Consider the following 22,907-nt stretch of genomic DNA (forward strand, 5'->3'; position numbering starts at 1 on the left):
GCCGGGGCTCATCGGTCCGGCCGCGGCCGGTGCCCGGGCCCCGGGGCCGCGTTCCGCAGGGCCGCGCGGCGCACCTTCCCGGACGGGGTGCGCGGCAGCGAGGCGCGGAACTCCAGGGCGCGGATCCGCTTCTCCTCGGGCAGTTCGGCCCGCAGCAGGGCGAAGACCGCGTCGGCCGCGGCCCCGGGAGAAGCGCCGGGCGCGAGGACGATGTACGCCTTGGGGACCTGGCGGCCCGCCGGGTCCGGCACGGGGACGACGGCGGCCTCGCGGACGGCCGGGCAGCGCAGCACGACGGCCTCCAGCTCCCGGGGGGAGAGGAGGTGCCCCGAGGAGTTGAACCGGTCGTCGGTGCGGCCGAGGCAGCGCAGCGGTCCGCCCGGGGAGCGGACCATGAGGTCTCCGGTGCGGTAGCGGCCGTCCGCGAACGCCCCGGCGGTGCGCGCGGGGTCGTCCGCGTAGCCGCGCATCAGCCCGACGGGCCGTTCCGCGAGGTCGAGGCAGAGTTCGCCGGGTGTCCCGTCGGGGACCTCGCGCCCGGTGCCGGGGTCGGTCAGCAGGGCGTCGCAGCCCGGCAGGGGGTGGCCGACATGGTCGGGCACGGGGTCGGCGCCCGGCGTCCAGCCGAGCCGGGCGGTGGTCTCCGTCTGGCCGTAGCCCTCGCGTACGGCGATCCCCCACGCCCGCCGGAAGGAGTGGAGCAGCCCCGCGTCCAGGGGTTCGCCCGCCGACACCGCCTCCCGCAGCGCGGGCGGCCGGGGCCCGGGACCGGCGGCGAGGAGGGCCCGCCACACCGTCGGCGGGGCGCAGAAGGAGGTGATCGCACGGGTGCGCAGCACATCGAGCACGGTCTCCGGCCGCGCGGAGGCGGCCGAGTCCAGGGCCACCACGGCGGCCTCCGCGTTCCAGGGGGTGAAGAAGGAGCTCCAGGCGTGTTTGGCCCAGCCGGGCGCGGAGACGTTGAGGTGGGCGTCGCCGGGGAGCAGTCCGTTCCAGTACATGCCGGTGAGATGGCCGATCGGATAGCTGGTGTGGGTGTGCTCGACGAGTTTGGGCCGGGAGGTGGTGCCGGAGGTGAAGTACCGCAGCAGCGGATCGCGGGCGTCCGTCGGCCCGTCGGGGCGGAAGTCGGCGGAGGCCGTTCCGTGGTCCTCGTACGGCTTCCAGGGGGGTCCGGCGGCCGGGACGGCGATCGCGAGGGGGACGTCGGGACGCCACTGGCCCAGCCGGTCGATCAGCCCGGCGTCGGCGACGACGCAGCGCACCCCGGCTCGTTCGACGCGGTCCTCCAGTTCGGCGGCGGTGGCGGTGATGTACGTCGGGACCAGTACCGCGCCGAGTTTGACGGCGGCGAGCATGGTCTCCCACAGCGCCTCCTGGTTGTCGAGGAGCAGCAGGACGGGGTCGCCGCGCCGCACTCCGAGGCCGCGCAGCCGGTTCGCGAGCCGTGCCGAGCGGCGGGAGAGCCCGGCCCAGGTGAGGGTGGTGTCGTCCGCGAGGCGGGGGCCGTGGACCAGCCGCAGCGCCGTCCGGTCGCGCCGGGCCGGGTCGGCGGCGACGGCGTCGAACCAGTCGAGTGCCCAGTTGAAGCGGGCGGGGCGCGGCCAGCGGAACTCCCGGTGCGCGGCGGCCGGGTCGGTGCGGTGCCGCAGCAGGGTGTCGCGCGCCGCCCGGAAGGCGGCCGTGGGGCCGGGGGGCGGGGCGTTCATCGCGGAGCCTCCTCCGTGGCCGGGTGCGGGGGTGCGACAAGGGCGGGGACAGGAACAGGAACAGGGGCCGGAACGGGAGCCGGGACGGGAGCCGGGGCCGGGCGGTCGGCGAGCATCGCGGCGGCGACCGCGTCGGCATCCTGGTGGAAGCGGGTGGGCGCGCCGGGCCGGCCGCCGCCGACCTGGGTGAACCACCGGGTGTGCTCGGTGGGGATGCCGAGCGCGTACAGCCCGGCCACCGGCTCGCCCCGGGCGTTCAGCACCCGGCCGGGGCCCTCGGTGACATCGAGCCCGCCGGTGGGGTGGCGTTCCCCGTCCGGGCTGACGGTGACGAACTCCCTGATCAGCCCCTGTGCGAGCAGCGACCGGGTCAGCGGCGCGGTGTCCCGGCGCAGCTCCGGCGAGGGGATCCGGGCGTCCACCAGGACGGCGGCCGTGCGGGCGGAGCCCGGCACCCGGGGAGAGGAGACGGTGAACCGGCCGCTCTCCTCGTCCGCCCGGAACACCGTCTCCGGGCCGACGATCTCGACCAGGCCCTGACGGATCAGGGCGCGGAGCTGCTCGACGCGTTCGGCGGGCGGGCCCGCCGACAGCAGCGAGTTGAGGGGGAGGAAGCCGTGCGCGAAGGCGTCCCGGTGGGAGCGGGGCAGCAGCCCGCCGTGGTCGACGGCTTCGCGGATCGTGGAGCGGATGTCCCTCAGTACGTCGAGCGCGGCCTTGAGCGGGCCGCCGACGTTCCCGAGGGCGGCCTCGGCCAGATCCTGGTCCAGGGCGCGGAGCACCCGGTCGCGGAAGTCACCGGGGCCGGTGAAGTCCTCCCCGGCGAACGGCCGGGCGAGCGCGGCCGGATCGAGCGCCGGGACGCCGTCGAGCCGCTCGCGGGCGAGGAGCGCCGAGGTGTCGCGGCCCTCGCGCAGGGCGGCGGCGTGGCGGACGGCGAACCGGGCGGCGCGCCGGGGCCCCGAGCGGGCCCGGACGTGCGCCGTCCAGTAGACGTGCTCCAACTCCTTCAGCAGCGGCGGCAGCACGTCCTCGGCGAAGTCCAGCCGCCGGTCTCCGCCGGTGGCGGCGGCCCGCCGCGCGCGGGCGGCGGCGAGTGCGGACGGGGTGAGGAAGAGCGCCCGGTGGCGGTGGGCCGGGCTCTTCTCGTTGCGTCCGCGCGCGGGGATCGGCAGTCCGCCGCGCGATCCGGCGAGGATGCGCGGTTCCCGGCCGCCGGGCTCGTAGCGCAGTGCTCCGTCCGGGGCGCGGACGAAGCGTCCGCCGCGGCCCACGGTGAGGGTGAGCAGTACGTCGTAGAAGGAGAGTCCGAGCCCTCGCACCGCGATCGGTGCGCCGGGCGGGACGGCCGACTCGCCGAGTTCCGGCTCCAGGTCGGCCGCCGAGTCGCCGGGGAGGTAGCGCACGCCCGGGTGGCTGCGGGCGAACTCCAGCAACGCGCGCTCCGGGTCGCCGGGTTCCTTGTGCGGATGGCCGGTGGCGAGCAGGACCGCGTCGGCGCGCAGGGTGTACGGGGGACGGTCCAGGGTGAGCCGGTATCCGCCGGCGGGCAGGGGGACGAGGGCGTCGACGCGGGCGCTGTGGTCGACGAGCCGCGCGTGGGGCGGCAGATGAGCGGCGATGGAGCGGTGCACGGAGCGCAGATAGCGGCCGTACACGGCCCGGGGGGCGTAGTCGTCGGGTCCGGGGACGCGTTCGCCGGGCCGGGCGTGGGCGGCGAGCCATTCGCCGAGCGAGGGGCCCGCGCCCGGGCGCGCCGGGCCGCCGTCGGGGCCGCCGGAGTACATGGTGACCTGGCCCGCGACGGTGTTCATCGTGTACCAGCCGGACTGGTCGGTGCGCCAGATCCGCCCCGCGCCCACCTCGTGGGAATCGATGGCGCGAAGGGTCACGGCGGCGGGTCTCCGGCCCGCGCGGCGGGCTCGTGCGGCCTCCTCGGTCAGCCGTACGGCGAGCCGCTCCAGCACGGCGAGGCCGCGCGGCCCGGTCCCGACGACGGCGAGGGTGAGGGCGGGGGTCGCGGGGGCGGTTGTCGCAGGCATGACGGTCTCCGTCGTTCGTCGCCGGTCGGGGCGGGGACTCTTCACGGGGCGTCGCACGGGTTCCCACCGGTCCCGGCGAGGGCGCGCGGGCCGGGGTCGTGGGCGCGCCGGACGTACCCGAGCATGTCGAGCAGTTCCCCGGCCCCGAGCCGCCGGCCCTCGGGCCCGGAGGCGGTGCGCACGGGCATCGCCCCGCCGCTGCGCCACTGGAGGCTGCCGCGCCGGTCGATGAAGCCGCGCGCGCTGTTGGCGTTGTCGGCGTGCAGACAGTACGGCACATCGAGCAGCCCGGCGGCGAAGGCGCGGACCAGGGCCGTGCCGATGTCGGGCGCGAGGCCGAGGGCGGTCTCCACCAGGGTGCGGGCCTCGGCCAGGACGCCGAACTCCCCTTCGTCCCCGCCGTGGTGGGCGGGTGCCGCGCGCGGGGTGCGCCGGGCGGCGTCGGCGGCCTCCTCCAGGGCGAGGACGTTCTCCTCGACGGTGGGCAGGCGATGGGCCTCGGCCGGGGTCTTCACGATGAGCCGCTCGACGCCGTTGCGGGCGGCGAGTTCGGCGCTGGCCCGCAGCAGCCGCAGCGCGCCGCGCCGGGAGCGCGGGAAGACGCCCATGTAGGTGTAGAGGACCAGATGGGTGTCGGTGCCGGGGAGGTGCTCGGCGGCGAGGGCCCGCAGGGCGGCGAGCGCCTCGGCGTCCTGGGCGGCGCTGGTCTGCTGGGCGTAGCTGAGGGAGATGCTGCGCAGCCCGTGCCGGCGGAAGAACAGCCCTTCCAGGACGGAGAGCGCGACCAGCAGGGACGGCGGGCAGAGCTGTCCGAGCAGACAGCCGCCGAAGCTCTCCAGATGGGCCGCGCCGCCGGAGCGCTCGGCGAGCAGCTCGCAGCTGCGGGCCCACGCGTCGACCGACGCGGCGAGCGGGGTGCGGCTGTAGGGCAGGCAGTAGGAGACCGGCCCTCCCTCGGTGGCGTCGAGCCCCGCGTCCAGCAGGGTCGTCACGATGGCGTACGGGTCGGCCGAGCCGTGGCGTATCTGTACGGCGAAGCCGGGCGTCCCGTCGCCGAGGCCCTCCACCATCCGGCGGGTGGCGTCCGCGCCGTGCGCGACGAGCGGGTAGCCGTTGAGGGCGGCCCCGGTGCCGAGCGCGGCACGGGCGCGGGCGTGGTCGCCGACGCGGGTGTAGCTGTCGAGGGTGACGGTGCCGACGGTGTGCGCGCGGGCGGCGCGCACCGCGAGCAGTCCTCGCCGCATCGTCCTCGGGTCGGGGAAGCCCATCCGGGGCTGGACCACCAGCTCTCCGCGCCGGCGGGCCGAATCGACGGCGGCGGCGAAGGCGGAGTGCGGCCGGAGGGGCCCGGTGGCCGCCGCCCGGAGGGCGCGGGTGTTCATGACGCTTCTTCCGGTGCGGTACGGGCGCGGGGCACCGCGATGCCGTGCGCGGGGGCGGCCCGGCCGAGGCGGCGGCGGAAGTCCTCGACGCCCCGCCCGTCCTCGAAGACCGCGTCGAATCCGGCGGCGAGCAGCCCGGGGCCGTGGACGCCGGGTGCGTCGTCGACGCCGAGCTTGCCGCCGATGACGGCGAAGAGCCGCCGCAGTTCGGGGCAGCGCCTCAGCCGGGCGATCACCCTGCCGCCGTCCAGGGCTCCGTGGCCGTTGACGCTGCTGATCACCAGGGCGTCGGGGCGCAGCCGCCGGCAGGTGTCGATCAGCAGTTCGTCGGGGACGCAGCTGCCGAGGTTGGTCACCCGGTAGCCCGTCTCTTCGAGGAGCAGCTGAAGGAAGACGAGGTTCCAGGTGTGGGCGTCGGAGGAGACGCCCGAGACGAGGACATGACGGCGCGCGGGCCGGGGGTCCGCGGGGCCGGGGAGCGGCCGGCGGGGGGCGGTGGGTGCCGGGGCGAGGAAGGTCATGAGGGGTTCTCCTCTGCGGCTTCGGCGCTGTCCGGGCGGGGTGTGACACCGGGCGGATGCGCGCTTGCCCCTTGAGTCTCGTCCGGGGCGGCGGCGGAGGGTATCCCGAGTTTTGGGGGGTGCGGCTGTTCCCGCTGGTCATGCGGGGGGCCGTGGGCGGTCAGTGGCCCAGTGCGGCGATGAGTTCGTCGCGCCCGTCCGCGCCCGTCTTGCGGAAGACCGCCTTGAGATGGTCGTTGACGGTGTGCACCGAGAGATCGAGGCTGCGGGCGATGCGCCGGGTGGCGGCCCCGGTGCGGAGTTCGTCGACGACGTCGCGTTCGCGGGGCGTGATGCCGTACCAGGCGCAGAACGAGGGCAGGAGGAGGTCCCCGACGGGGGACTGGATCACGAGCGCGATGTCTCCCCCGCCGTCGTCCCCGTCCCCGTCGCCGAGTGTCTGGCCCTGGCAGACGATCCAGCGCCCGCAGACGGCGGGCGGGGAGCAGACCAGCGGGGCGGAGGCGTTCCTTCGGTGGGCCGGGCTCCGGGTGGAGAGGGAGAGCGCCATCAGGAAGACCTCGGGCATCCACTCGGGGACGATCCGCCGGCCGCGGGTACGGAACAGGTCCAGCCACGCGGCGGCCTGCGGGCTGACCGTTCTGACGCGGTGGTCCGGGCCCATGGTGATCACTCCGGCCGGGAGCGCCGGGGCCGCCGCCACGAGCGGGCCCGCGAGGACGTGCCGCCGGACCGCGTCGATCAGCGCGGGCGCGAGCAGGGCGGTCAGCCGGGCGTCGTCCGCGTCGAAGGGCGGGCCGCCGCCGGAGCGGATCAGCGCGAGCATGCCCCAGACCCCGTGCTCGTCGCGCAGCAGCAGCCGGAGTTCGGAGGCGGCCCCGTGCGCGGCGAGGACCTCGGCGCGCAGCCGGTCGGCCGGGGACAGGGACGGGTCACCGACGGTGACGAGATGGGTGGGGGCGGCCCCGTGGGCGACCACGTCGGCGTGCCAGGGGCTGCCCTGCTGGTGACGGTGGCGGACGAGCGCGCCGACGAGCGCGGGCGGGAATCCGTGCCAGAAGCTGAAGCTCCCGAAGCCGAGGCCGATCGCCGGGTCGGAGCCCACCAGGGTGAAGGCGTCATGGGGGACGACCGGGGCGATCAGCTGGGAGAGCGCTCTCCCCCGCTCGTCGGCGTCGGACCGCTGGACCACGACAGAGCCGAACTCGCGTGCCATCCGTCGACCGTCGACCGTCACACGACGCATGCCTTAAAAATATCCCTCATATCACCTTTTGTGCAATGTTGATTGAATATCACACCACCAATGACGGTGCGCGGGCACCGCCGTGGAACAGCGGTGCCCGCGACGCCGTCCGTCACTCCCGGCGTGCCCGGCGGAGGGTGGTCAGGCCGTAGCAGGCGATGAGGACGGCGGTGAAGGCGAGGCCGATGCCCGCCGCCTGGCGCATGTCGGGGACCTCGACCGCCGTGGCGGCCACGGCGAGCACCCCGATCACGGCCACGACCGCGAGCTTCCCGCCGGCCGGGACGCTGAAGCCGGTGAACTCCCCCGGGTTCGCCGCCCGGTGACGCCGGAAGGCGATGTACGAGGCGAGGATCAGCAGCCACACCAGCAGGACCGCGAAGAGGGCGATCGACATCAGGATGCCGAAGAGACCGCTGACGTCGTAGAAGGCCAGCAGCGCGGCGGCCACGATCCCCATGGACGACGCGGCCAGGGCGACCGCCGGGACACCGCGCCTGCTCAGCCTGGCCATCGCCGCCGGGGCCAGGCCGTCGCCGCCGAGCGAGTGCAGCAGCCGGGACGCGCCGTACAGATGGGCGTTGGCCGCGGACATGGCGGCGATGAGGACCACCGCGTTGGTGACGGTCGCCGCGGCGGGCACGCCGACCTCCGAGAAGACCCGTACGAAGGGACTGGTCTCGACGCTTCCGTCGCTGTCCGCCATCCGGCGCCACGGGATCAGCGCGAGGACCAGGGTGATGGAGAGGAGGTAGAAGAAGCTCAGCCGCCAGGCCAGCTGGCGCATCGCGGTGCGGATGGTGCGCTGGGGGTCGATCGCCTCGGCGGACGCGATGGCGACGACCTCGAAACCGGCGTACGCGAACATCACCACGGCCATGGCCAGCCAGATCGAACTCGCTCCGTGCGGGAGGAAACCGCCGTCGTCGCCGAGGTTGGCGAAGCCGGTGGCCTCCGTGTCGGGCAGTCCGTAGAAGACCAGCAGGGCGGCGCAGAGGATGAACGCGCACAGCGCCACCACCTTGACGGTGGAGAGCCAGAACTCGGTGGTGCCGAAGGACTTCACGCTGATGATGTTGACCGCGAGGACCACCGCGGCGATCGCGAGGATCGCCACCGACATCGGCACCTCGGGCCACCACCAGCGGATGTAGAGCGCGGAGGCGACGACCTCCGTCCCGATGACGACGACCGCGCTGAACCAGTACAGATAGCGGCTGAGGAACCCGGCCCACGCGCCGAGATAGCGGTGCGCGATGGTGCCGAAGGAGCCCTGGACCGGGTGGGCGGCGGACATCTCGCCCAGCAGGACGGCGATGATCGCGACCAGCACCGCCCCGATCGCGTACGAGACGATCACGGCGGGACCGGCGACGGATATCGCGGAGCCGGAGCCGAGGAAGAGGCCGGTGCCGAGCGCGGAGCCCAGCCCGATCATGGTGGTCTGCCGGTGGGTGAGGGAACGGACCAGTCCTCCGCCGGGCGCGGGTCTGCCGCCTTCGGTGTCGGCGGGGGCGGGGGCGGGCGGTGCGGAGTCGCTGGGTGCGGCCATGGCGGTGGTGCCCTTCTGAAAGGTGGCGGGAAGCGGGAGCGGCTCAGAACTCGCTGTTGCGGAACGGCTTCGCCGGTGCGTCCAGGTCGGGCTTGCCGAGGACCTTGCGCGCGGACACCGCGTAGATGCCGTGGTTGGTCAGCGTCCAGGCGATGTTGCGGTCCCACTCGACATAGACGCCGTGGGTCTGGTTGCCGTACGCGTACTCGGCGGTCCCGGCCCCGTACGCCTTCGGGACGAAGTAGGCGGAGATCTCCGGCTCGGCGGGGTCGGAGACGTCGAAGAACTGCACGCCCGCGTTGTAGAAGCCGTAGCTCAGCACCCCGGGGGTGTGCCGGCCCGGGTTGGTGTAGTAGCCGGTGCGCTTGGGACCGAAGCTGCCGCGCCGCTGGCAGTAGTCGGTGATGCCGGCGGCCTTCGGCGGGACCGGCCGGGGAAGGACGCCGACGACACGGGGGCGCTTCGGGTCGCGGGCGTCGATCTGGTAGACGTCCTTGTACGGCTCGTAGCAGTCCTCGGTGAGCGGGTAACCGGAGTAGTAGATCATTCCGGTCTTCTCGTACTGGGAGACGTCGATGTTGTCGCCCTCGGTGCCCGCGACCGAGGCCGGCAGATCCAGATGGCTGACGGTCCGCAGGTCGGAGGGGTCGGAGACGTCCAGCACCGTCAGTCCGTAGCCGCCCATCGCCGCGAAGGCGTAACGCCCTCCCTTCTCCACGGGCCGGGGAAGGAAGAGCGGCATCCGCGCGCCCATCCAGCTGGTGCGGTTCCCGCAGCGCGGGTTGTTCCGGTACGCGGCGTCCTCGCCGGTCCGCTGGCCCGGCAGATGCCAGGTGTCGAGGAGCTTCGGGCGGGCCGGGTCGGACATGTCCCAGGACTGGTAGCCGGCCGAGTGCAGATTGGTCGGATACTCGGTCCCCGAGTAGGTGTCGTCCGGTGCCGTGGCGATGAACAGGTACTTCTCACCGGTCCAGTACGGCACGTCGATCGAGCCCGAGCCCTGCTGCGCGGCGGCCGGGTCGCTCTTCAGGGGATCGGCCTGGGTGGCGTCCGTGGAGACCGTCGTCAGCAGCTTCCAGTCCTTCTTGCGCGGGCCGTCCAGGCGGTACACCTTGAAGCCCTTGAGCCCCGGCTTGGCCCGCACCTTCCGCACGCCCTCGGGGTTGTTGTACTTGTCCCCGGACGGCTGGTCGGAGAGTTCCGAGATCTGGCGCTTGCTCTCGAAGCTCTGGACCATGACATACGCGTCCAGCTTCTTGTTCCACTGGATGGTGGACGCGCCCCAGTAGTCGTGCGCCGCCCAGTCGCCGTTCGCGCGGGTCTCGTCGCCGCCCACGTCCTTGCGGCTGAGCCTCTCGACCACCTTGACCTTCTTGATGTCGGTGATGTCGTAGACACGGCCCTCGGAGCGGCCGTACTGGAAGAGATAGCGACGGCCGTCGAAGTCGACGATGTTCTGCCAGCTGTGGAAGTAGTCGGGGGTGAAGTCGGCCCCCTCGTAGGCGGCTTCGACCTTCATGTTCTTGATGTACGAGCGGGTGTCGTACTCCGCGTTGCGGCCCGGGAAGGGGTGGTCGGACCCCTCGTCGACCGGGGTGAGGGCCGGGTGCCGGAAGCCGCCGTCCAGCTGCATGCCGTACGAGCCGGGGTCGGCGGGACCGGGGCGCCGGTCGGCGCACACGTCGAGGATGTTCGGATCGACGGCGGCGGCCGTGGCCGTGGCCGTGGCCGTGGCACTGTCCGCGCCGGAGACCCCGGGAGTGAGCAGGGTGGCCGTGGCGGCGGCCGCGACCGCCGCCGCCAGGACGGCGTTTCTTCGGGGGGAACGCATCTGACGGTCCTTTCGGAGGAGGAAGGAGCGGGACGTGCGCGCGATGTGCCCCTGGGGCCGGATCAGGTGACGGTGGGGCGCTGCCGGAAGGCTGCGGCGCGGTGCTCGCCCCCGGTCACGACGGCGAGCAGCTCCCGTACGGCGCGCAGGACGTCGGCGTGTGTGACGTACAGGGCGTTGAATCCGAAGCGGAGCAGGTCGGGGGCGCGCATGTCGCCGATCACGCCCCGGGCGGTGAGCGCGGCGACGAGCGGGTACGCCTCCGCGTGGCGCAGGGCGACCTGGCTGCCGCGCCGCGCCGGGTCGCGCGGGGTGGCCATGGTGAAGCCGAGGCCGTCGAGAAGCTCGTCGGCGCACTCCTGGAAGAAGCCGGTCAGGGAGAGGCTCTTGTCCCGTACGGCCGTCATCCCCACCCCGTCGAAGGCCGTCAGCGCGGCCTCCAGGGCGAGCAGCGACAGCAGCGGCGGGGTGCTGATCCGGGCCCGGCCGATGCCCTCCCCCGGGGTGTAGGCACCGGACATGGCGAACGGCTCCGCGTGCCCGTGCCAGCCGGTGAGGGGGTGGTCGAAGTCCTTCTGGTGGCGGCGGGCGATGTAGGCGAACGCCGGTGCGCCGGGGCCGCCGGACAGGTACTTGTAGCCGCATCCGACCGCGAAGTCCGCCTCCATGGCGTCGAGTTCGACGGGCAGGGAGCCCGCCGCGTGGCACAGGTCCCAGTGGACCAGGGCCCCGGCGGCGTGCGCGGCGGCGGTGAGCGCGGCCATGTCGTACAGCTCCCCGGTGCGGTAGTCCACCGGGGCGTAGGCGGCGACGGCGACGTTCCCGGCCTCGGCGGCCAGCACCGCCGCCGCCTCGCGCGCCGGCACCCGGCGGACCTCCAGTCCGAGGAGCCGGGCCACCGAGTCGGCGATGTACTGGTCGGTGGGGAAGTGGTCGGGGTCGGTCAGCAGCAGCCGGCGTCCGGGGCGCATCCGGGCGGCGGCGAGCAGGGTGTTGAACAGCTGGACGCTGGTGGAGTCCCCGGCCACCGTCTGGCCGGGGGCCGCGCCGATCAGCCAGCCGACGGCGTCGCCCGTCCGGATCGGCGCGTCCCACCAGCCGTTGCCGTTCCAGGAACGGATCAGATCGGTGCCCCACTGGCGGTGCACGGCGTCCTCGACGGCCGCCGGGACGGCGGCGGGGAGCGCTCCCAGGGAGTTGCCGTCGAGGTACACGACGCCCTCGGGGAGGAGGAAACGGTCGCGGACATGGGCGAGGGGGTCGGCGGCGTCCAGCGCGGCGGCGCGTTCGGTCAGCATGGGGTGTCTCCGTGGTCGTACGAGGGGGCGGGGGCGGGGGCGACGACAGGGCCGGGTCCGGGTTCGGCGGCGCGGCGGTCCCGGTCCCGGGCGAGATCGAGCGCGATGTCCGTGAGCTGGTCCTCCTGCCCGCCGACCAGCCGCCGCCGACCCGCCTCGACCAGCAGGTCGCGGGTGTCGAGACGGTGGCGCAGGGCCGTGGCCTCCGCGTGCCGCAGAAAACTGGAGTACACCCCGGCGTACCCGAGCGTCAGCGTCTCCCGGTCGACCCGCACGGGCCGGTCCTGCGTCGGGCGCACCAGCTCCTCGGCGGCGTCCATCAGCGGGAACAGCGCGCAGCCGTGCTCCCAGCCCATGAGGTCGAACACCGCCACCACCGGCTCCAGCGGCGCGTTCCCCGCGCCCGCGCCCTGTCCGGCGAGGGAGGCGTCGACGCGGTGCGCCCCGGCCTCCACCGCCACGATGCTGTTGGCCACCCCGAGGCCGAGGTTGTGGTGGGCGTGGATGCCGATCTCGGTGGCCGGGTCGAGGGCGTCGCGGTAGGCGCGGACCCGCTCCCGTACACCGTCCATGGTCAGCCGGCCGCCGGAGTCGGTGACGTAGACGCAGTGCGCGCCGTACGACTCCATGAGGCGGGCCTGCGCGGCGAGTTCGGCGGGCGGGGCGAGATGGGACATCATCAGAAAGCCCGCCACGTCCATGCCCAGGTCGCGGGCGAGGCCGATGTGCTGGGCGGAGATGTCCGCCTCGGTGCAGTGGGTGGCGACGCGGACGGAGGTGACGCCGAGGGAGTGGGCGCGGCGCAGATCGTCGGCGGTGCCGATGCCGGGCAGCAGCAGGGTGGTGAGCCTGGCCCGGTCGAGCACCTCGGCCGCCGCCGCCAGCCACTCCCAGTCGGTGTGCGCGCCGGGGCCGTAGGTGACGGAGGAGCCGGACAGACCGTCTCCGTGGGCGACCTCGACGGCGTCGACGCCCGCCGCCTCCAGCGCGGCGGCGATCGTGCGGACCTGGTCGAGGGTGTAGCGGTGCGAGACGGCGTGCATGCCGTCCCGCAGGGTGACGTCCTGGACGTAGACCTTGGTCATCGGGCCCGGCTCCGTTCGGCGAGGCGCTCGGCGGTGCGCAGCGCGGCGGAGGTCATGATGTCGAGGTTTCCGGCGTAGGCGGGGAGGTGGTGGGCGGCGCCCTCGACCTCCAGATAGACGGAGACGAGGAGGCGTCCGCCGCCGGCGAGCCCGGTCAGCGGGTCGCCGGGGGCCAGGGCGCGGAACTGCGGCTCCTGCTTGAGCCGGTAGCCGGGCACGTAGGCGGCGACGGACGCGGCCATCGCGTGCACGGAGGCGGCGACCCGCCCGGTGTCGCAGTCGTCGACGACGCAGTGCACGGTGTCGCGCATCAGCAGGGGCGGCTCCGCCGGGTTGAGGACGATGATCGCCTTGCCCCGGGCCGCGCCGCCCACCTGTTCGAGGGCGCGGGACGTGGTCTCGGTGAACTCGTCGATATTGGCCCGGGTGCCCGGTCCCGCCGACCGTGCGGCGATCGAGGCGACGATCTCCGCGTAGTGGACCGGTGTCACCGCCGAGACGGCGGCGACGATCGGGACGGTGGCCTGGCCGCCGCAGGTGACCATGTTGACGTTGCGGGCGTCGAGGTGCTGGTCGAGGTTGACGGGCGGGACGACGTACGGGCCGATGGCGGCCGGGGTCAGATCGACGAGGGTCTTGCCGTACGGCGCGAGCGCGGCGGCGTTGCGGTGGTGCGCGGCGGCGGAGGTGGCGTCGAAGACCACGTCGATCTCGTCGAAACCGTCGAGGGCCAGCAGCCCGGCGACTCCGTCGGCGCTGGTGGGGACCCCGAGCCGGCGGGCGCGTGCGAGCCCTTCCGACTCCGGGTCGATGCCGATCATCGCGGCGGCGGTGACGTTCCCCGCCCCTCTGATGATCTTGATGAGGAGATCGGTGCCGATGTTGCCCGATCCGATCACGGCCGCCTTCATCGGAGGGCCTCCTTCGGGAGCCGGGTCAGACCGAAGAAATCGACGGCGTTGCCGCCGAGGACGGCCGCCCGCTCCTCGGGGGCGAGCGCGCTCTCCCGTACCAGCCGGCCGATCTCCTCCTCGCCGAGCGGGAAGGGGTGGTCGGAGCCGAGCAGCACCCGCTCCGCGCCCATCACGTCCACGAGGAGCCGCAGCGCACCGGGGTCGAAGACGGCCGAGTCGACGGAGAAGCGGTCGGTGTAGTGCGAGGGCGGGTGCGGGCTGTCGGCGCGGACGACATCGCGGCGGTGCCAGGCGTTGTCGGCCCGGCCCAGGAGGTACGGGAAGCTGCCGCCGCCGTGGGCGAACATCAGCCGCAGTGAGGCCGGGAGGCGCTCGAAGGCCCCGGAGAGGATCAGCGACAGGATGGTCAGATGGGTCTCGCCGGCCATGCCCGCCAGCCAGGCCAGCATGTACCGGGAGAACCTCGGCCCCGAGGGCAGGTCCCAGGGGTGGACCAGGACGGCCGCGTCCTTCTCGGCGCAGTGCGTGAGGAATTCGAGCAGCGCCCCGTGGTCGAGGTCGCGGTCGCCGAGGTGGTTGCCGATGTGGACGCCGTGGAAGCCCTGCCGCATCGCCTCGTCGACCGTCTCGCAGGCCGCCTCGGTGTCCTGGAGCGGCACCTGGCAGAGCGGGACCAGCCGGCCGGGGGCGTGCGCGGCGTACCGCAGCAGATGGGAGTTGACCGTCCGGCACCAGTCGGCGGCGCGCGCGGCTTCGAGCCCGTAGCCGAAGAGCATCGGGGTGCTGGACAGCACCTGTACGTCCACGCCGAGCCGGTCCAGGTCGGCGACGCGTTCCGCCGGGTCCCACAGGGTGCGGCGCACCGGCCGGTACTCGGCGGAGCCCGCCATCATCATGCCGGTGCCGGGGCCGTCCGTGGTGCGCAGCCAGGGGCCGTCGTCGGAGCCGGTGAGCAGCCGGGACTCGGCGCGGCCGATCTCCGGGAAGACATGGGCGTGCACATCGACGACGGTCACGCGCCCGCCTCCGCTTCGCGGCGGGTGCGCGGGCGCAGTTCCTCGGGCCAGTCCCGGCCCGGGTGCACCGCGGCGCAGTGCGGGCAGGTGCGGGCGGCCTCGTCGGCGTAGAACGCGCCGAACACCGGGGGCAGGTCGTCGACGATCGAGGTGAGCTGGACCTCGCTGCGGTGGACCAGGTGGTGGCACTCCACGCAGTACCACTCGAAGGCGTCGCGGTGCCCCTGCGGCCGGGCGAATTCGACGACGAGGCCGATGCTGTCCTCCTCGGGCCGCTGCGGGGAGTGCCTCAGGTGCGCCGGGGCGAGGAAGACATCGCCCTCGCGGATGTGGATGTCGCGCGGCGGCCGGCCCTCCTCCTCCATGACGCGGAGCACCATGTCGCCCTTGAGCTGGTAGAAGAACTCCTCGATCGGGTCGTCGTGGAAGTCGGTGCGCCGGTTGGGACCGCCCACGACCGTCACCATGAGGTCGGCGTCCTGCCAGATCTGGACATTGCCGACCGGCGGCTTGAGCAGATGGCGGTGTTCCTCGATCCAGGACTGGAGGTTGAACGGGGTCATGGTCATCGGTGCGGTTCCTCGCGCTGGGGAAGGTGGGCCACGGCGCTGATCTCGATCAGCAGGTGGGGGTGGGGAAGCTGGTGGACGGCGACGGTGGTGCGGGTGGGCCCGTCCTCGTCGAAGTACTCGGCGTAGACCTCGTTGTAGCCGCCGAAGTCGTTCATGCTGACGAGATACGCGGTGACCGACACCAGGTCGCCGAGGCCGCCGCCGACCGCGGCCAGCAGGCTCGCGATGGTGTCGAGCACGGCCCGGGTCTGGGCGCGGACGTCGAGGTCCGTGACGCCCATCGGGTCGGCGCTCGCTCCGGCGAAGGTGCCGTCGGGGCGGCGGGAGCTGGTGCCGGAGACGAAGACGAGGTCGCCCGCGCGCCTCAGATGCGGGAAGCGGCCGCGGGGCGGGGCCGCGCCGGGGACGATCACGTGTCCTCCCCGGTGGTCTTCGCGGTGGCCCGCGTGGTGAACCGGACGGTGCCGAGGCCGGCGATCGTCGCCTGGACGAAGGTGCCGGGCTCCAGCGGTACGGCGGCGGTGGCCGCGCCGGCGAGGATCACGGTGCCGGGCTCCAGCGGACCGGCGAGCCGGGCCGCGGCGGCGAGGGCGCGCAGCGGGTGTCCGAGGATCGCGGCGGTGGAACCGGTCTGGGCCGGGCGTCCGTCGAGCTCCAGCAGGACGCCGAGGTTGCCGAGATCGTCCGGGGTGTTCAGGGCGCTCCAGGGCCCCACGGCGTAGGCCGCGGCGGAGGTGTTGTCGGCGATCACCTCGGGGAGGGAGAAGCGGAAGCCGTCGTAGCGGGAGTCGATGATCTCCAGCGCGGGTGCCACGGCCGCGACCGCCGCCGCCGGGTCGCCGCCGGGTCGCAGGGTGTCGCCCAGGAGGAAGGCCACCTCGGGCTCGACCCGGGGGTGGATCAGCCCCGAGAGGTCGTACAGTCCTCCGTCGGGGATCTCCATACGGTCCGTCAGCCGCCCGTGGATCAGATCGGACACGCCCATCTGCCGCATCTTGGCGAGGCTGGTGAAGCCCAGCTTGACGCCGGTGAGCCGCTCCCCCCGGGCCAGCCGCCGCGCGACCAGGGCGTCCTGGACCGCGTACGCCTCGGCGGTGTCCGTCAGGCCGGTGCCGCCGCCCGGCAGCGGGCGGGCGTCCAGCGCCGCGGTGTCGAGGGACTCGGCCAGGGACTGGATGCTCATCGGACCTCTCCTTCCGCGGCGGCGCGCCCGAAGGCGGCGCGCACCGAGCCGAGCCCGTCGATACGGGCCTCGAACACATCGCCGGGCCCGACGGCCGTCATGGGCCCGAGCGCGCCGGTGAGCACGGTGTCCCCGGCCCGCAGCGGGCGGCCGAGCCGTACGAGGGTGTCGGCCAGCCAGAGCGCGGCGTGCAGCGGGTTTCCCAGGCAGGCGACGCCCGCGCCGGTGGAGACGGGCTCGCCCCGGCGCTCCAGCACCATGCCCGCGGTGCGCAGGTCGAGTTCCCCAAGGGGTACGGGGCGGGTGCCCAGGACGTACGCGCCGCTGGAGGCGTTGTCGGCGACGGTGTCGACGGCCGAGATGTCCCAGTCGCGGATCCGGCTGCCGACCACCTCGATGGCGGGCAGCGCGAAGGCGGTCGCCCGGATCACGTCGGCCACCGTGTGCCGCTCGTGGCGGAGGTCGTGTTCGAGGACGAGGGCGATCTCGGCCTCGGCCCTGGGCTGGAGCACCGAGCCCCAGGGGATCTCGTCGCCGTCCGGCACGGCGGCGTCGTCGAGGAGGACGCCGAAGTCCGGTGTGTCCACGCCGAGCTGCCGCTGCACGGCGGCCGAGGTCAGGCCGACCTTCCAGCCGGTGACACGGCGGCCGGCGGCGAGTCGGCGGTCGGTGAGGACGGACTGGACGGCGTAGGCGGCGTCCAGGTCCCCGGGCGGGAGGAGGTCGCGGACCGGGGCGCACGGGACGCCGGTGCGATGCGCCTCCTCAAGGCGCTCGGCGGCTCTCGTCACCGGGTCGGGCGGCGCACCCCCGGCGATCATGGTCTCGTCCGTCGTTCTCACAGCTTCACGCACACATTCATCGGTTCGGAGAAGAAGTCGAGGGAGTGGTCGCCGCCCTCACGGCCGATCCCGGACGCCTTCACACCGCCGAAGGGCGTACGGAGGTCGCGCAGGTTCCAGGTGTTGACCCAGGCGGTGCCGACGTCGAGGGCGGGGGCGACCCGGTGCGCGCGGCTCACGTCGCCGGTCCACACCGTGGCGGCCAGGCCGTAGGGGCCCGCGTTGGCGAGGGCCAGCGCCTCCTCCTCGGTGTCGAAGGGCGCGAGGTGGACGACCGGGCCGAAGATCTCGTCCCGTACCGCCGGGTGGTCCTCCGGGAGTCCGGTCAGCACGGTGGGCTCGACCCAGAACCCGCCGTCCCGTTCGTCCCCGAAGCGCGGCACCCCGCCGCCCGCCAGGACGTCGCCGTCGGCGGCGGCCCGTTCCAGATGGCCCAGCACCTTGTCCCGGTGGGCGGCGGAGACCATCGGGCCGTAGCCGGACAGCTCCTTCGCGCCGGCGGCCAGCGCCGCCGCGAAAACGTCGAAAACCGGCCGTTGGACGTACACCCGCTCGGTGCAGAGACAGACCTGCCCGCTGTGGGTGAAGGAGGACCGCAGCGTGCCCTCGACGGCCCGCTCCAGATCGGCGTCGGCGAAGACGAGCCCGGCGTTCTTGCCGCCCAGTTCGAAGGAGACCGGCGCGAGCCGGTCCGCCGCCGCCCGCATGATCGTCGAGCCGGTGCGCGACTCGCCCGTGAAGGCGACGGCGTCCACCCCGGGGTGTTCGGTGAGCCACTGGCCCGCGGCGTCCGCGCCCGGGCCGTGCACCAGGTTGAAGACGCCCGGCGGAAGCTCGGCCTCGGCGATCGTCTCCGCCAGCAGACAGGCCGTGCCGGGGGTGAGCTCGGACGGCTTGGCCACCACCGTGTTGCCCGTCGCGAGGGCGGGCGCGACCTTCCAGGTGAGCAGGAGCAGCGGCAGGTTCCACGGCGAGATCACCGCGACGACGCCGAGCGGCTTGCGCACGGTGTAGTTCAGCGCGCCGCGCCCGTCGGGGGTGGCGGTGTGCCAGGACCGCTCGCTCCGCCCGGCCAGGAGGTCGGCGTACGAGCGGAAGTTGGCGACCGCCCTCGGGATGTCGACCGCCGAGGCCAGCTCGCGGGGCTTGCCGGTGTCGGCGCACTCGGCGTCGACGAACTCCTCGAAGCGCCGCTCGATCCCGTCGGCGATCCGGTGCAGCGCCCGCGACCGCTCCGCCGGGCTCCACGCGGCCCACGGCCCGCGCAGCGCCTCCCGGGCCGCGCGCACCGCCCGGTCGACCGTCTCCCGGGACGCCGCCGGCACCTCGCCGACGGTTCGCCCGGTGACCGGGTCGACGAGCGGGAACGGCACGCCGGACGCGTCGAACCCGCCTCCTACGTAATGCCGCGCGGGTGAACTCACCTTGCAGACCTCCGTCACTGGGCCCGGGGATGTCTGAAAATCGCCCCCGGGGCGTGCCGGTATAGTGCACCCACCCAGCTATGCCGATCCAATGCCGATCGGCGCGGGAGATATAACGATCCTGGTATGTCGCGCCGTCGGGCCTCCCCGGCCGCCCCGCCTCCCCGGAAGGAGTCCGCCGCGATGGACCTCCTGGACGGCCGGCTGAAGTTCCGGCATCTGACCCTGCTCATCGCGGTGCACGCGCACGGAAGCGTCGTCCGGGCGGCCGAGTCCCTGCACCTCACCCAGCCCGCCGCGACCCGGACCCTCCACGAGCTGGAGGCCATCGCCGATCTGCCGCTCTTCGTCCGCGTACCGCGCGGCATGCGGCCCACCGTCTACGGCGAGGCGCTGGCGGAACACGCCCGCGCGGTGGTCGCCGAGATACGGCGGGCCGGGGAGCATCTCACCGGGCTGCGGGAGGGACAGGACGGCACGGTGGCCGTGGGCACCCTGCTGGCCGGGGCCAATGTGCTGCTGCCCCGGGCGGTGGCCGGACTCAAACGGGAACGGCCCCGGCTCACGGTGGTCGTGCGGGAGGGCACCCCGGACGTCCTCCACCCGGCGCTGCTCGCGGGCGAGCTGGACGTCATCGTCGGCCGGGTGGGACCGGTCCCCGCGGAAGGGGACGGGCTGAGCCAGCGGATGCTGTACCGGGAGCCCATCCGCCTCGCCGTCCGCTCCGGCCACCCGCTCCTCGCCGCCCCGGGCGTCACGCTCACCGACACCCTCGGGTTCCCCTGGATCCTGCCGGTCGAGCGGACCGCCCTGCGCCAGGAGCTCGGCGCGCTCTTCGTGGACCGGGGCCTCGCACTCCCCGCGGACCGCGTCGAATGCACCTCCATCCTCACCATGCGGGCGCTGCTCCTCCAGACGGACATGGTGGCGCTCCTGCCCGAGCTGGTCCTGCGCGACGACGAGCACCTCGCCGCGCTGCCGGTCGAGCTTCCCTCGGTGGGACGCACGGTGGGCACCACCGAGGCGGCCCACCGCACCCGCACCCCCGCCCTCCAGGCGCTGCTCCACCACCTCGACCGGGAGGCGGTCCTGCTGCGCGAGACGCTCGGCGAGACGGCGGCGGCCCCGCCCGACCGGGAGGAGGAGGGTTAGGGAGTGTCCAGGCGGACGGGACTTCGAAGACACGACCTGTTCGAAGACACGACCTAGAGGAAGGGCGTCCCCGGGTCGAGCCCGGACAGCACCCTGCCGTACAGCTCCAGGTTGGTGGCGGGATTGACGTACGAGTGCAGGCTCAGGGCGTTCAGGTCGCGCACGATGCGCTGGATCGGTACCTCGCGGTGCAGGGACGAAGCGCCCGAGGCCGACCCGATCAGATCGCCGGCCTCCTTGCACAGCCGCGCCAGATACCCGCACTGCGCCCTGATCCGGGCCCGCTCCTCCGTCGTGTACGGCTCTCCGCCGGCCGCCCTGGACTCGATCGTCTCCACCAGGTCGGCGGCGAGCAGCTCCGCGGCGGACACCTTCATCTCGGCCTCGGCGAACTGGAGATGCGTCACCGGGGCCTCGTACTGGCGCTCGTAGAAGGTGTACGTGATCCCCCGCCGCCGGACCCGCTCCCCGAACTCCGTGAGAGCCGCCCGCCCGAGACCGAGGGCGTTCGCGCCCGTCCAGGCGCTGAACAGCAGCAGCAACGGCATCCCGTAGAAGGCGTCGTCCCTGTTCCGCCGCGACGGAAACTCACCCGCCAGCAGCGGCCCCACCGGCAGAACACGATGGGCGGGCACATGGACCTTCTCGGCGACGACGGTATTGCTGCCGCTCCCGGCCAGACCGGTGACCTCCCAGTCGTCCAGCACCTCCAGATCGGCCAGGGGAATCGCCAGCCACAGCATCTCCGGCGGGCCCTCCCCCGTGTCGGCGAGCGCCGTCAGCAGATGCCAGTCCGCGTCCTGACAGCCGGTCGCGAAGGGAGACTTCCCGCTCACCACATAACCGCCGCCGTCCACCGGAACGGCTTTCGAGCCCGGGACGAGAGTGCCCCCGACCCGTACGTCGGGGCTGGTGAAGATCTCGTCCTGAGCCTCGTCCGGGAACAGGGCCGCGATGTACGCCGACCCCGCCTGGATCAACGCCATGTACCCGGCCGATCCGCACGCGGCGGAGATCTCGCTCAGCACCTCGACCTGGGTCCGCAACGGGGTCTGGTACCCGCCGTGCCGCCGGGGAACGTTCATACGGTGCACCCCGGCCCCCGAGAGCGCCTCGACCACCTCTCCCGTCACCCGCCGCCGCCGCTCCGCGTCCGCGGAGTGCGAGCGGATGAGCGGATGAAGCCCGCGTACCCGTTGGACGAGATCGGTGTCCGAACGAGGTGCTGACGAACCGGCCAAGGGTCGACCTCCGGTCTCGGGCCACAGGGGAACCCTCACCGTGACTCCGATCCCGACGGCTGTCAATGGCCCCTCGGAGCAGCGCGGTCGACGCCGCGGGGCAGGGGTGGCACCTCGTCCTCCGCCCTGTCGTACCCCGCCATCAGCCGATCGGCTGATGCTCCTTCGAGCGCGAAGGCCGATGCCCGCCCCTGCCCCGCGGCGGCAGGCTCGTCGGTATGGCAATCATCGAAGTCAGAGGCCTGCGCAAGGCCTACGGGGACAAGAGGGCCGTCGACGGCCTGTCCTTCGACGTCCAGCAGGGAGAGATCTTCGGGATACTCGGCCCGAACGGCGCCGGCAAGACCACCACGGTCGAGTGCGTGGAGGGACTGCGGCGGCCCGACGGCGGCAGCGTCCGCGTCGCCGGGTACGACCCCGCCGCCGACCGGGACGCCGTCACCCGGGTCCTGGGCGCACAGCTCCAGGAGAGCGAGCTCCAGCCCAGGATCACCGTCCGTGAGGCGCTCGAACTGTACGCGGCCTGCTATCCGCACCCCGCCGACTGGCGCGCCCTGGCCGAGCGCCTCGGGCTCACCGACAAGCTCCGTACCCGGTTCGCGAAGCTCTCCGGCGGTCAGAAGCAGCGGCTGTCCATCGCCCTCGCGCTGGTCGGCAACCCCGGCATCGTCGTCCTGGACGAGCTGACCACCGGTCTCGACCCGCGCGCGCGGCGGGAGACCTGGCGGCTCATCCAGGACATCCGCGACAGCGGTGTCACGGTGCTGCTGGTGACGCACTTCATGGAGGAGGCGCAGCGTCTGTGCGACCGGGCGGCCCTGATCGACAAGGGCCGGATCACCGCGGTGGACACCCCGGCCGGGCTGATCGGACGCACCGCGGGCGGCACGGTGATCTCCTTCGCGCCTTCGGCCCCGCTGGAGACGCGGCTGCTGGCCGACCTGCCCTCGGTGGCGTCGGTGGCGTACGAGGACGGCCGGATCGTGGTCAACGGCACGGACGAGACGGTGCACGCCGTCCTCTCGCTGCTCGCCGGGCTGGGGCTCTCCGCCCACCAGCTCCGCGTCACCGAGGCCACTCTGGACGACGCCTACCTCGGCCTGACGGCGGGACCGGACGCATGAGCACTCCCATCCACCGCCGGACGACGGCCGTCAGGGGCAGCGGCGTCGCCGTCCTCAAGGCCGAGGCACGCCTGATCCTGCGTGAGCCCGCGGCCCTGTTCTGGGTGCTGGCCTTCCCCACGATCCTGCTGTGCATCCTGGGGGCCATACCGTCCAACCGGGAGCAGGAGGCCGATCTGGGCGGTCTGCGCGTCGTGGATCTCTATGTCCCCATCGCGATCCTGATCGCCGTGCTCATGGCCGGGCTCCAGGCCCTGCCGCCCGTGCTCACCGGCTACCGCGAGCGCGGCATCCTGCGCCGCATGTCCAGCACCCCCGTGCGGGCCGGCTCCCTCATCGGCGCGCAGATCGCCCTGCACGGCGCCGCCATCGCGGTCTCCGCGCTGCTCGCCCTCGCCGTGGGCCGGATCGTGTTCGACGTGGCCCTGCCCCGCCAGCTCTTCGGATACCTGGTCGCGCTCGCCCTCGTCACCCTCGCCGCCCTGGGACTCGGCGCGGCCGTCTCCGCCGTCTGCCGCACCACCAAGATCACCCAGGCGGTAGGCTCGGCGGTGTTCTTCCCGGCGATGTTCGCCTCCGGTGTCTGGCTGCCGGTCGCGACCATGCCCGACGTCGTCCAGCGCATCGTGACCCTCACCCCGCTGGGCGCCGCCGCGCGGGCCCTCGACCAGGCCGCCGCGGGACAGTGGCCGGACTGGACGCATCTGGGGGTCACGGCGCTGTGGGCGGTCCTGCTGATCGCCGCGGCCCGCCGCTGGTTCACATGGGAGTAG

General features: G+C 73.7%; 20 protein-coding genes. 3 read left to right on the forward strand and 17 right to left on the reverse strand.

Annotated elements, in window-relative coordinates; all coding sequences use genetic code 11:
• Positions 1-8: 8 nt before the first annotated feature.
• The 16 genes from ABD371_RS07785 to ABD371_RS07860 form a co-directional block, all read right to left on the reverse strand.
• The gene (locus tag ABD371_RS07785) at positions 9-1,709 is read right to left on the reverse strand and encodes an AMP-binding protein (RefSeq protein WP_344474206.1); all 1,701 of its coding nucleotides are present in this window, start codon (positions 1,707-1,709) and stop codon (positions 9-11) included.
• Entirely contained in the window at positions 1,706-3,751 is a 2,046-nt protein-coding gene (locus ABD371_RS07790) for an FAD/NAD(P)-binding protein (protein ID WP_344474208.1), read from the reverse strand. The genes ABD371_RS07785 and ABD371_RS07790 overlap by 4 nt, the downstream gene beginning before the upstream one ends.
• A 41-nt stretch (positions 3,752-3,792) precedes the next feature.
• Positions 3,793-5,133 (reverse strand): methylaspartate mutase, encoded by a 1,341-nt coding sequence (locus tag ABD371_RS07795; protein ID WP_344474210.1) that lies wholly within the window; start codon positions 5,131-5,133, stop codon positions 3,793-3,795.
• Positions 5,130-5,654 (reverse strand): cobalamin B12-binding domain-containing protein, encoded by a 525-nt coding sequence (locus ABD371_RS07800; RefSeq protein WP_344474212.1) that lies wholly within the window; start codon positions 5,652-5,654, stop codon positions 5,130-5,132. Before ABD371_RS07800 ends, ABD371_RS07795 begins: the two co-directional genes overlap by 4 nt.
• Before the next feature lie 160 nt (positions 5,655-5,814).
• On the reverse strand, positions 5,815-6,870 hold the full coding sequence (locus tag ABD371_RS07805; protein WP_344474214.1) for a helix-turn-helix transcriptional regulator: 1,056 nt from the start codon (positions 6,868-6,870) through the stop codon (positions 5,815-5,817).
• A 142-nt stretch (positions 6,871-7,012) separates the two neighbouring features.
• Positions 7,013-8,452, reverse strand: coding sequence for an amino acid permease (locus ABD371_RS07810; protein ID WP_344474216.1), 1,440 nt, complete (start codon positions 8,450-8,452; stop codon positions 7,013-7,015).
• 43 nt (positions 8,453-8,495) lie between these two features.
• Entirely contained in the window at positions 8,496-10,283 is a 1,788-nt protein-coding gene (locus ABD371_RS07815) for an LVIVD repeat-containing protein (RefSeq protein ID WP_344474218.1), read from the reverse strand.
• 62 nt (positions 10,284-10,345) lie between these two features.
• Positions 10,346-11,581 (reverse strand): kynureninase, encoded by a 1,236-nt coding sequence (kynU, locus tag ABD371_RS07820; protein WP_344474220.1) that lies wholly within the window; start codon positions 11,579-11,581, stop codon positions 10,346-10,348.
• On the reverse strand, positions 11,575-12,666 hold the full coding sequence (gene dmpG, locus ABD371_RS07825) for a 4-hydroxy-2-oxovalerate aldolase (RefSeq protein WP_344474221.1): 1,092 nt from the start codon (positions 12,664-12,666) through the stop codon (positions 11,575-11,577). The genes kynU and dmpG overlap by 7 nt, the downstream gene beginning before the upstream one ends.
• Entirely contained in the window at positions 12,663-13,577 is a 915-nt protein-coding gene (locus tag ABD371_RS07830) for an acetaldehyde dehydrogenase (acetylating) (protein WP_344474223.1), read from the reverse strand. Before ABD371_RS07830 ends, dmpG begins: the two co-directional genes overlap by 4 nt.
• The gene (locus ABD371_RS07835; protein WP_344474226.1) at positions 13,574-14,596 is read right to left on the reverse strand and encodes an amidohydrolase family protein; all 1,023 of its coding nucleotides are present in this window, start codon (positions 14,594-14,596) and stop codon (positions 13,574-13,576) included. The genes ABD371_RS07830 and ABD371_RS07835 overlap by 4 nt, the downstream gene beginning before the upstream one ends.
• The gene (locus tag ABD371_RS07840; protein ID WP_344474228.1) at positions 14,593-15,165 is read right to left on the reverse strand and encodes a 3-hydroxyanthranilate 3,4-dioxygenase; all 573 of its coding nucleotides are present in this window, start codon (positions 15,163-15,165) and stop codon (positions 14,593-14,595) included. The genes ABD371_RS07835 and ABD371_RS07840 overlap by 4 nt, the downstream gene beginning before the upstream one ends.
• Positions 15,162-15,581, reverse strand: a complete 420-nt coding sequence (locus ABD371_RS07845) for a RidA family protein (RefSeq protein WP_344474230.1) — start codon at positions 15,579-15,581, stop codon at positions 15,162-15,164. Before ABD371_RS07845 ends, ABD371_RS07840 begins: the two co-directional genes overlap by 4 nt.
• Positions 15,578-16,351: a 2-keto-4-pentenoate hydratase gene (locus ABD371_RS07850; protein WP_344474232.1), complete on the reverse strand. Its 774-nt coding sequence runs from the start codon at positions 16,349-16,351 to the stop codon at positions 15,578-15,580. Before ABD371_RS07850 ends, ABD371_RS07845 begins: the two co-directional genes overlap by 4 nt.
• Positions 16,348-17,172 carry a 2-keto-4-pentenoate hydratase gene (locus ABD371_RS07855; protein WP_344474966.1) on the reverse strand — a complete coding sequence of 275 codons (825 nt, stop codon included), beginning with the start codon at positions 17,170-17,172 and terminating at the stop codon, positions 16,348-16,350. The genes ABD371_RS07850 and ABD371_RS07855 overlap by 4 nt, the downstream gene beginning before the upstream one ends.
• Before the next feature lie 17 nt (positions 17,173-17,189).
• On the reverse strand, positions 17,190-18,617 hold the full coding sequence (locus tag ABD371_RS07860; RefSeq protein ID WP_344474234.1) for a 2-hydroxymuconic semialdehyde dehydrogenase: 1,428 nt from the start codon (positions 18,615-18,617) through the stop codon (positions 17,190-17,192).
• Between the two features lie 183 nt (positions 18,618-18,800).
• Between ABD371_RS07860 and ABD371_RS07865 the strand changes: the two genes are divergently transcribed.
• The gene (locus ABD371_RS07865; protein ID WP_344474236.1) at positions 18,801-19,769 is read left to right on the forward strand and encodes a LysR substrate-binding domain-containing protein; all 969 of its coding nucleotides are present in this window, start codon (positions 18,801-18,803) and stop codon (positions 19,767-19,769) included.
• Positions 19,770-19,822: 53 nt separating this feature from the next.
• On the opposite strand, the gene ABD371_RS07870 is transcribed toward ABD371_RS07865, so the two are convergent.
• On the reverse strand, positions 19,823-21,010 hold the full coding sequence (locus tag ABD371_RS07870; protein ID WP_344474238.1) for an acyl-CoA dehydrogenase family protein: 1,188 nt from the start codon (positions 21,008-21,010) through the stop codon (positions 19,823-19,825).
• 218 nt (positions 21,011-21,228) lie between these two features.
• On the opposite strand from ABD371_RS07870, the gene ABD371_RS07875 reads away from it, so the two are divergent.
• The gene (locus tag ABD371_RS07875; RefSeq protein WP_344474240.1) at positions 21,229-22,134 is read left to right on the forward strand and encodes an ABC transporter ATP-binding protein; all 906 of its coding nucleotides are present in this window, start codon (positions 21,229-21,231) and stop codon (positions 22,132-22,134) included.
• Positions 22,131-22,907: an ABC transporter permease gene (locus ABD371_RS07880; RefSeq protein WP_344474242.1), complete on the forward strand. Its 777-nt coding sequence runs from the start codon at positions 22,131-22,133 to the stop codon at positions 22,905-22,907. Before ABD371_RS07875 ends, ABD371_RS07880 begins: the two co-directional genes overlap by 4 nt.

The sequence above is a fragment of the Streptomyces amakusaensis genome, from assembly GCF_039532665.1.
GTDB classification, from domain to species: Bacteria; Actinomycetota; Actinomycetes; order Streptomycetales; family Streptomycetaceae; genus Streptomyces; species Streptomyces amakusaensis.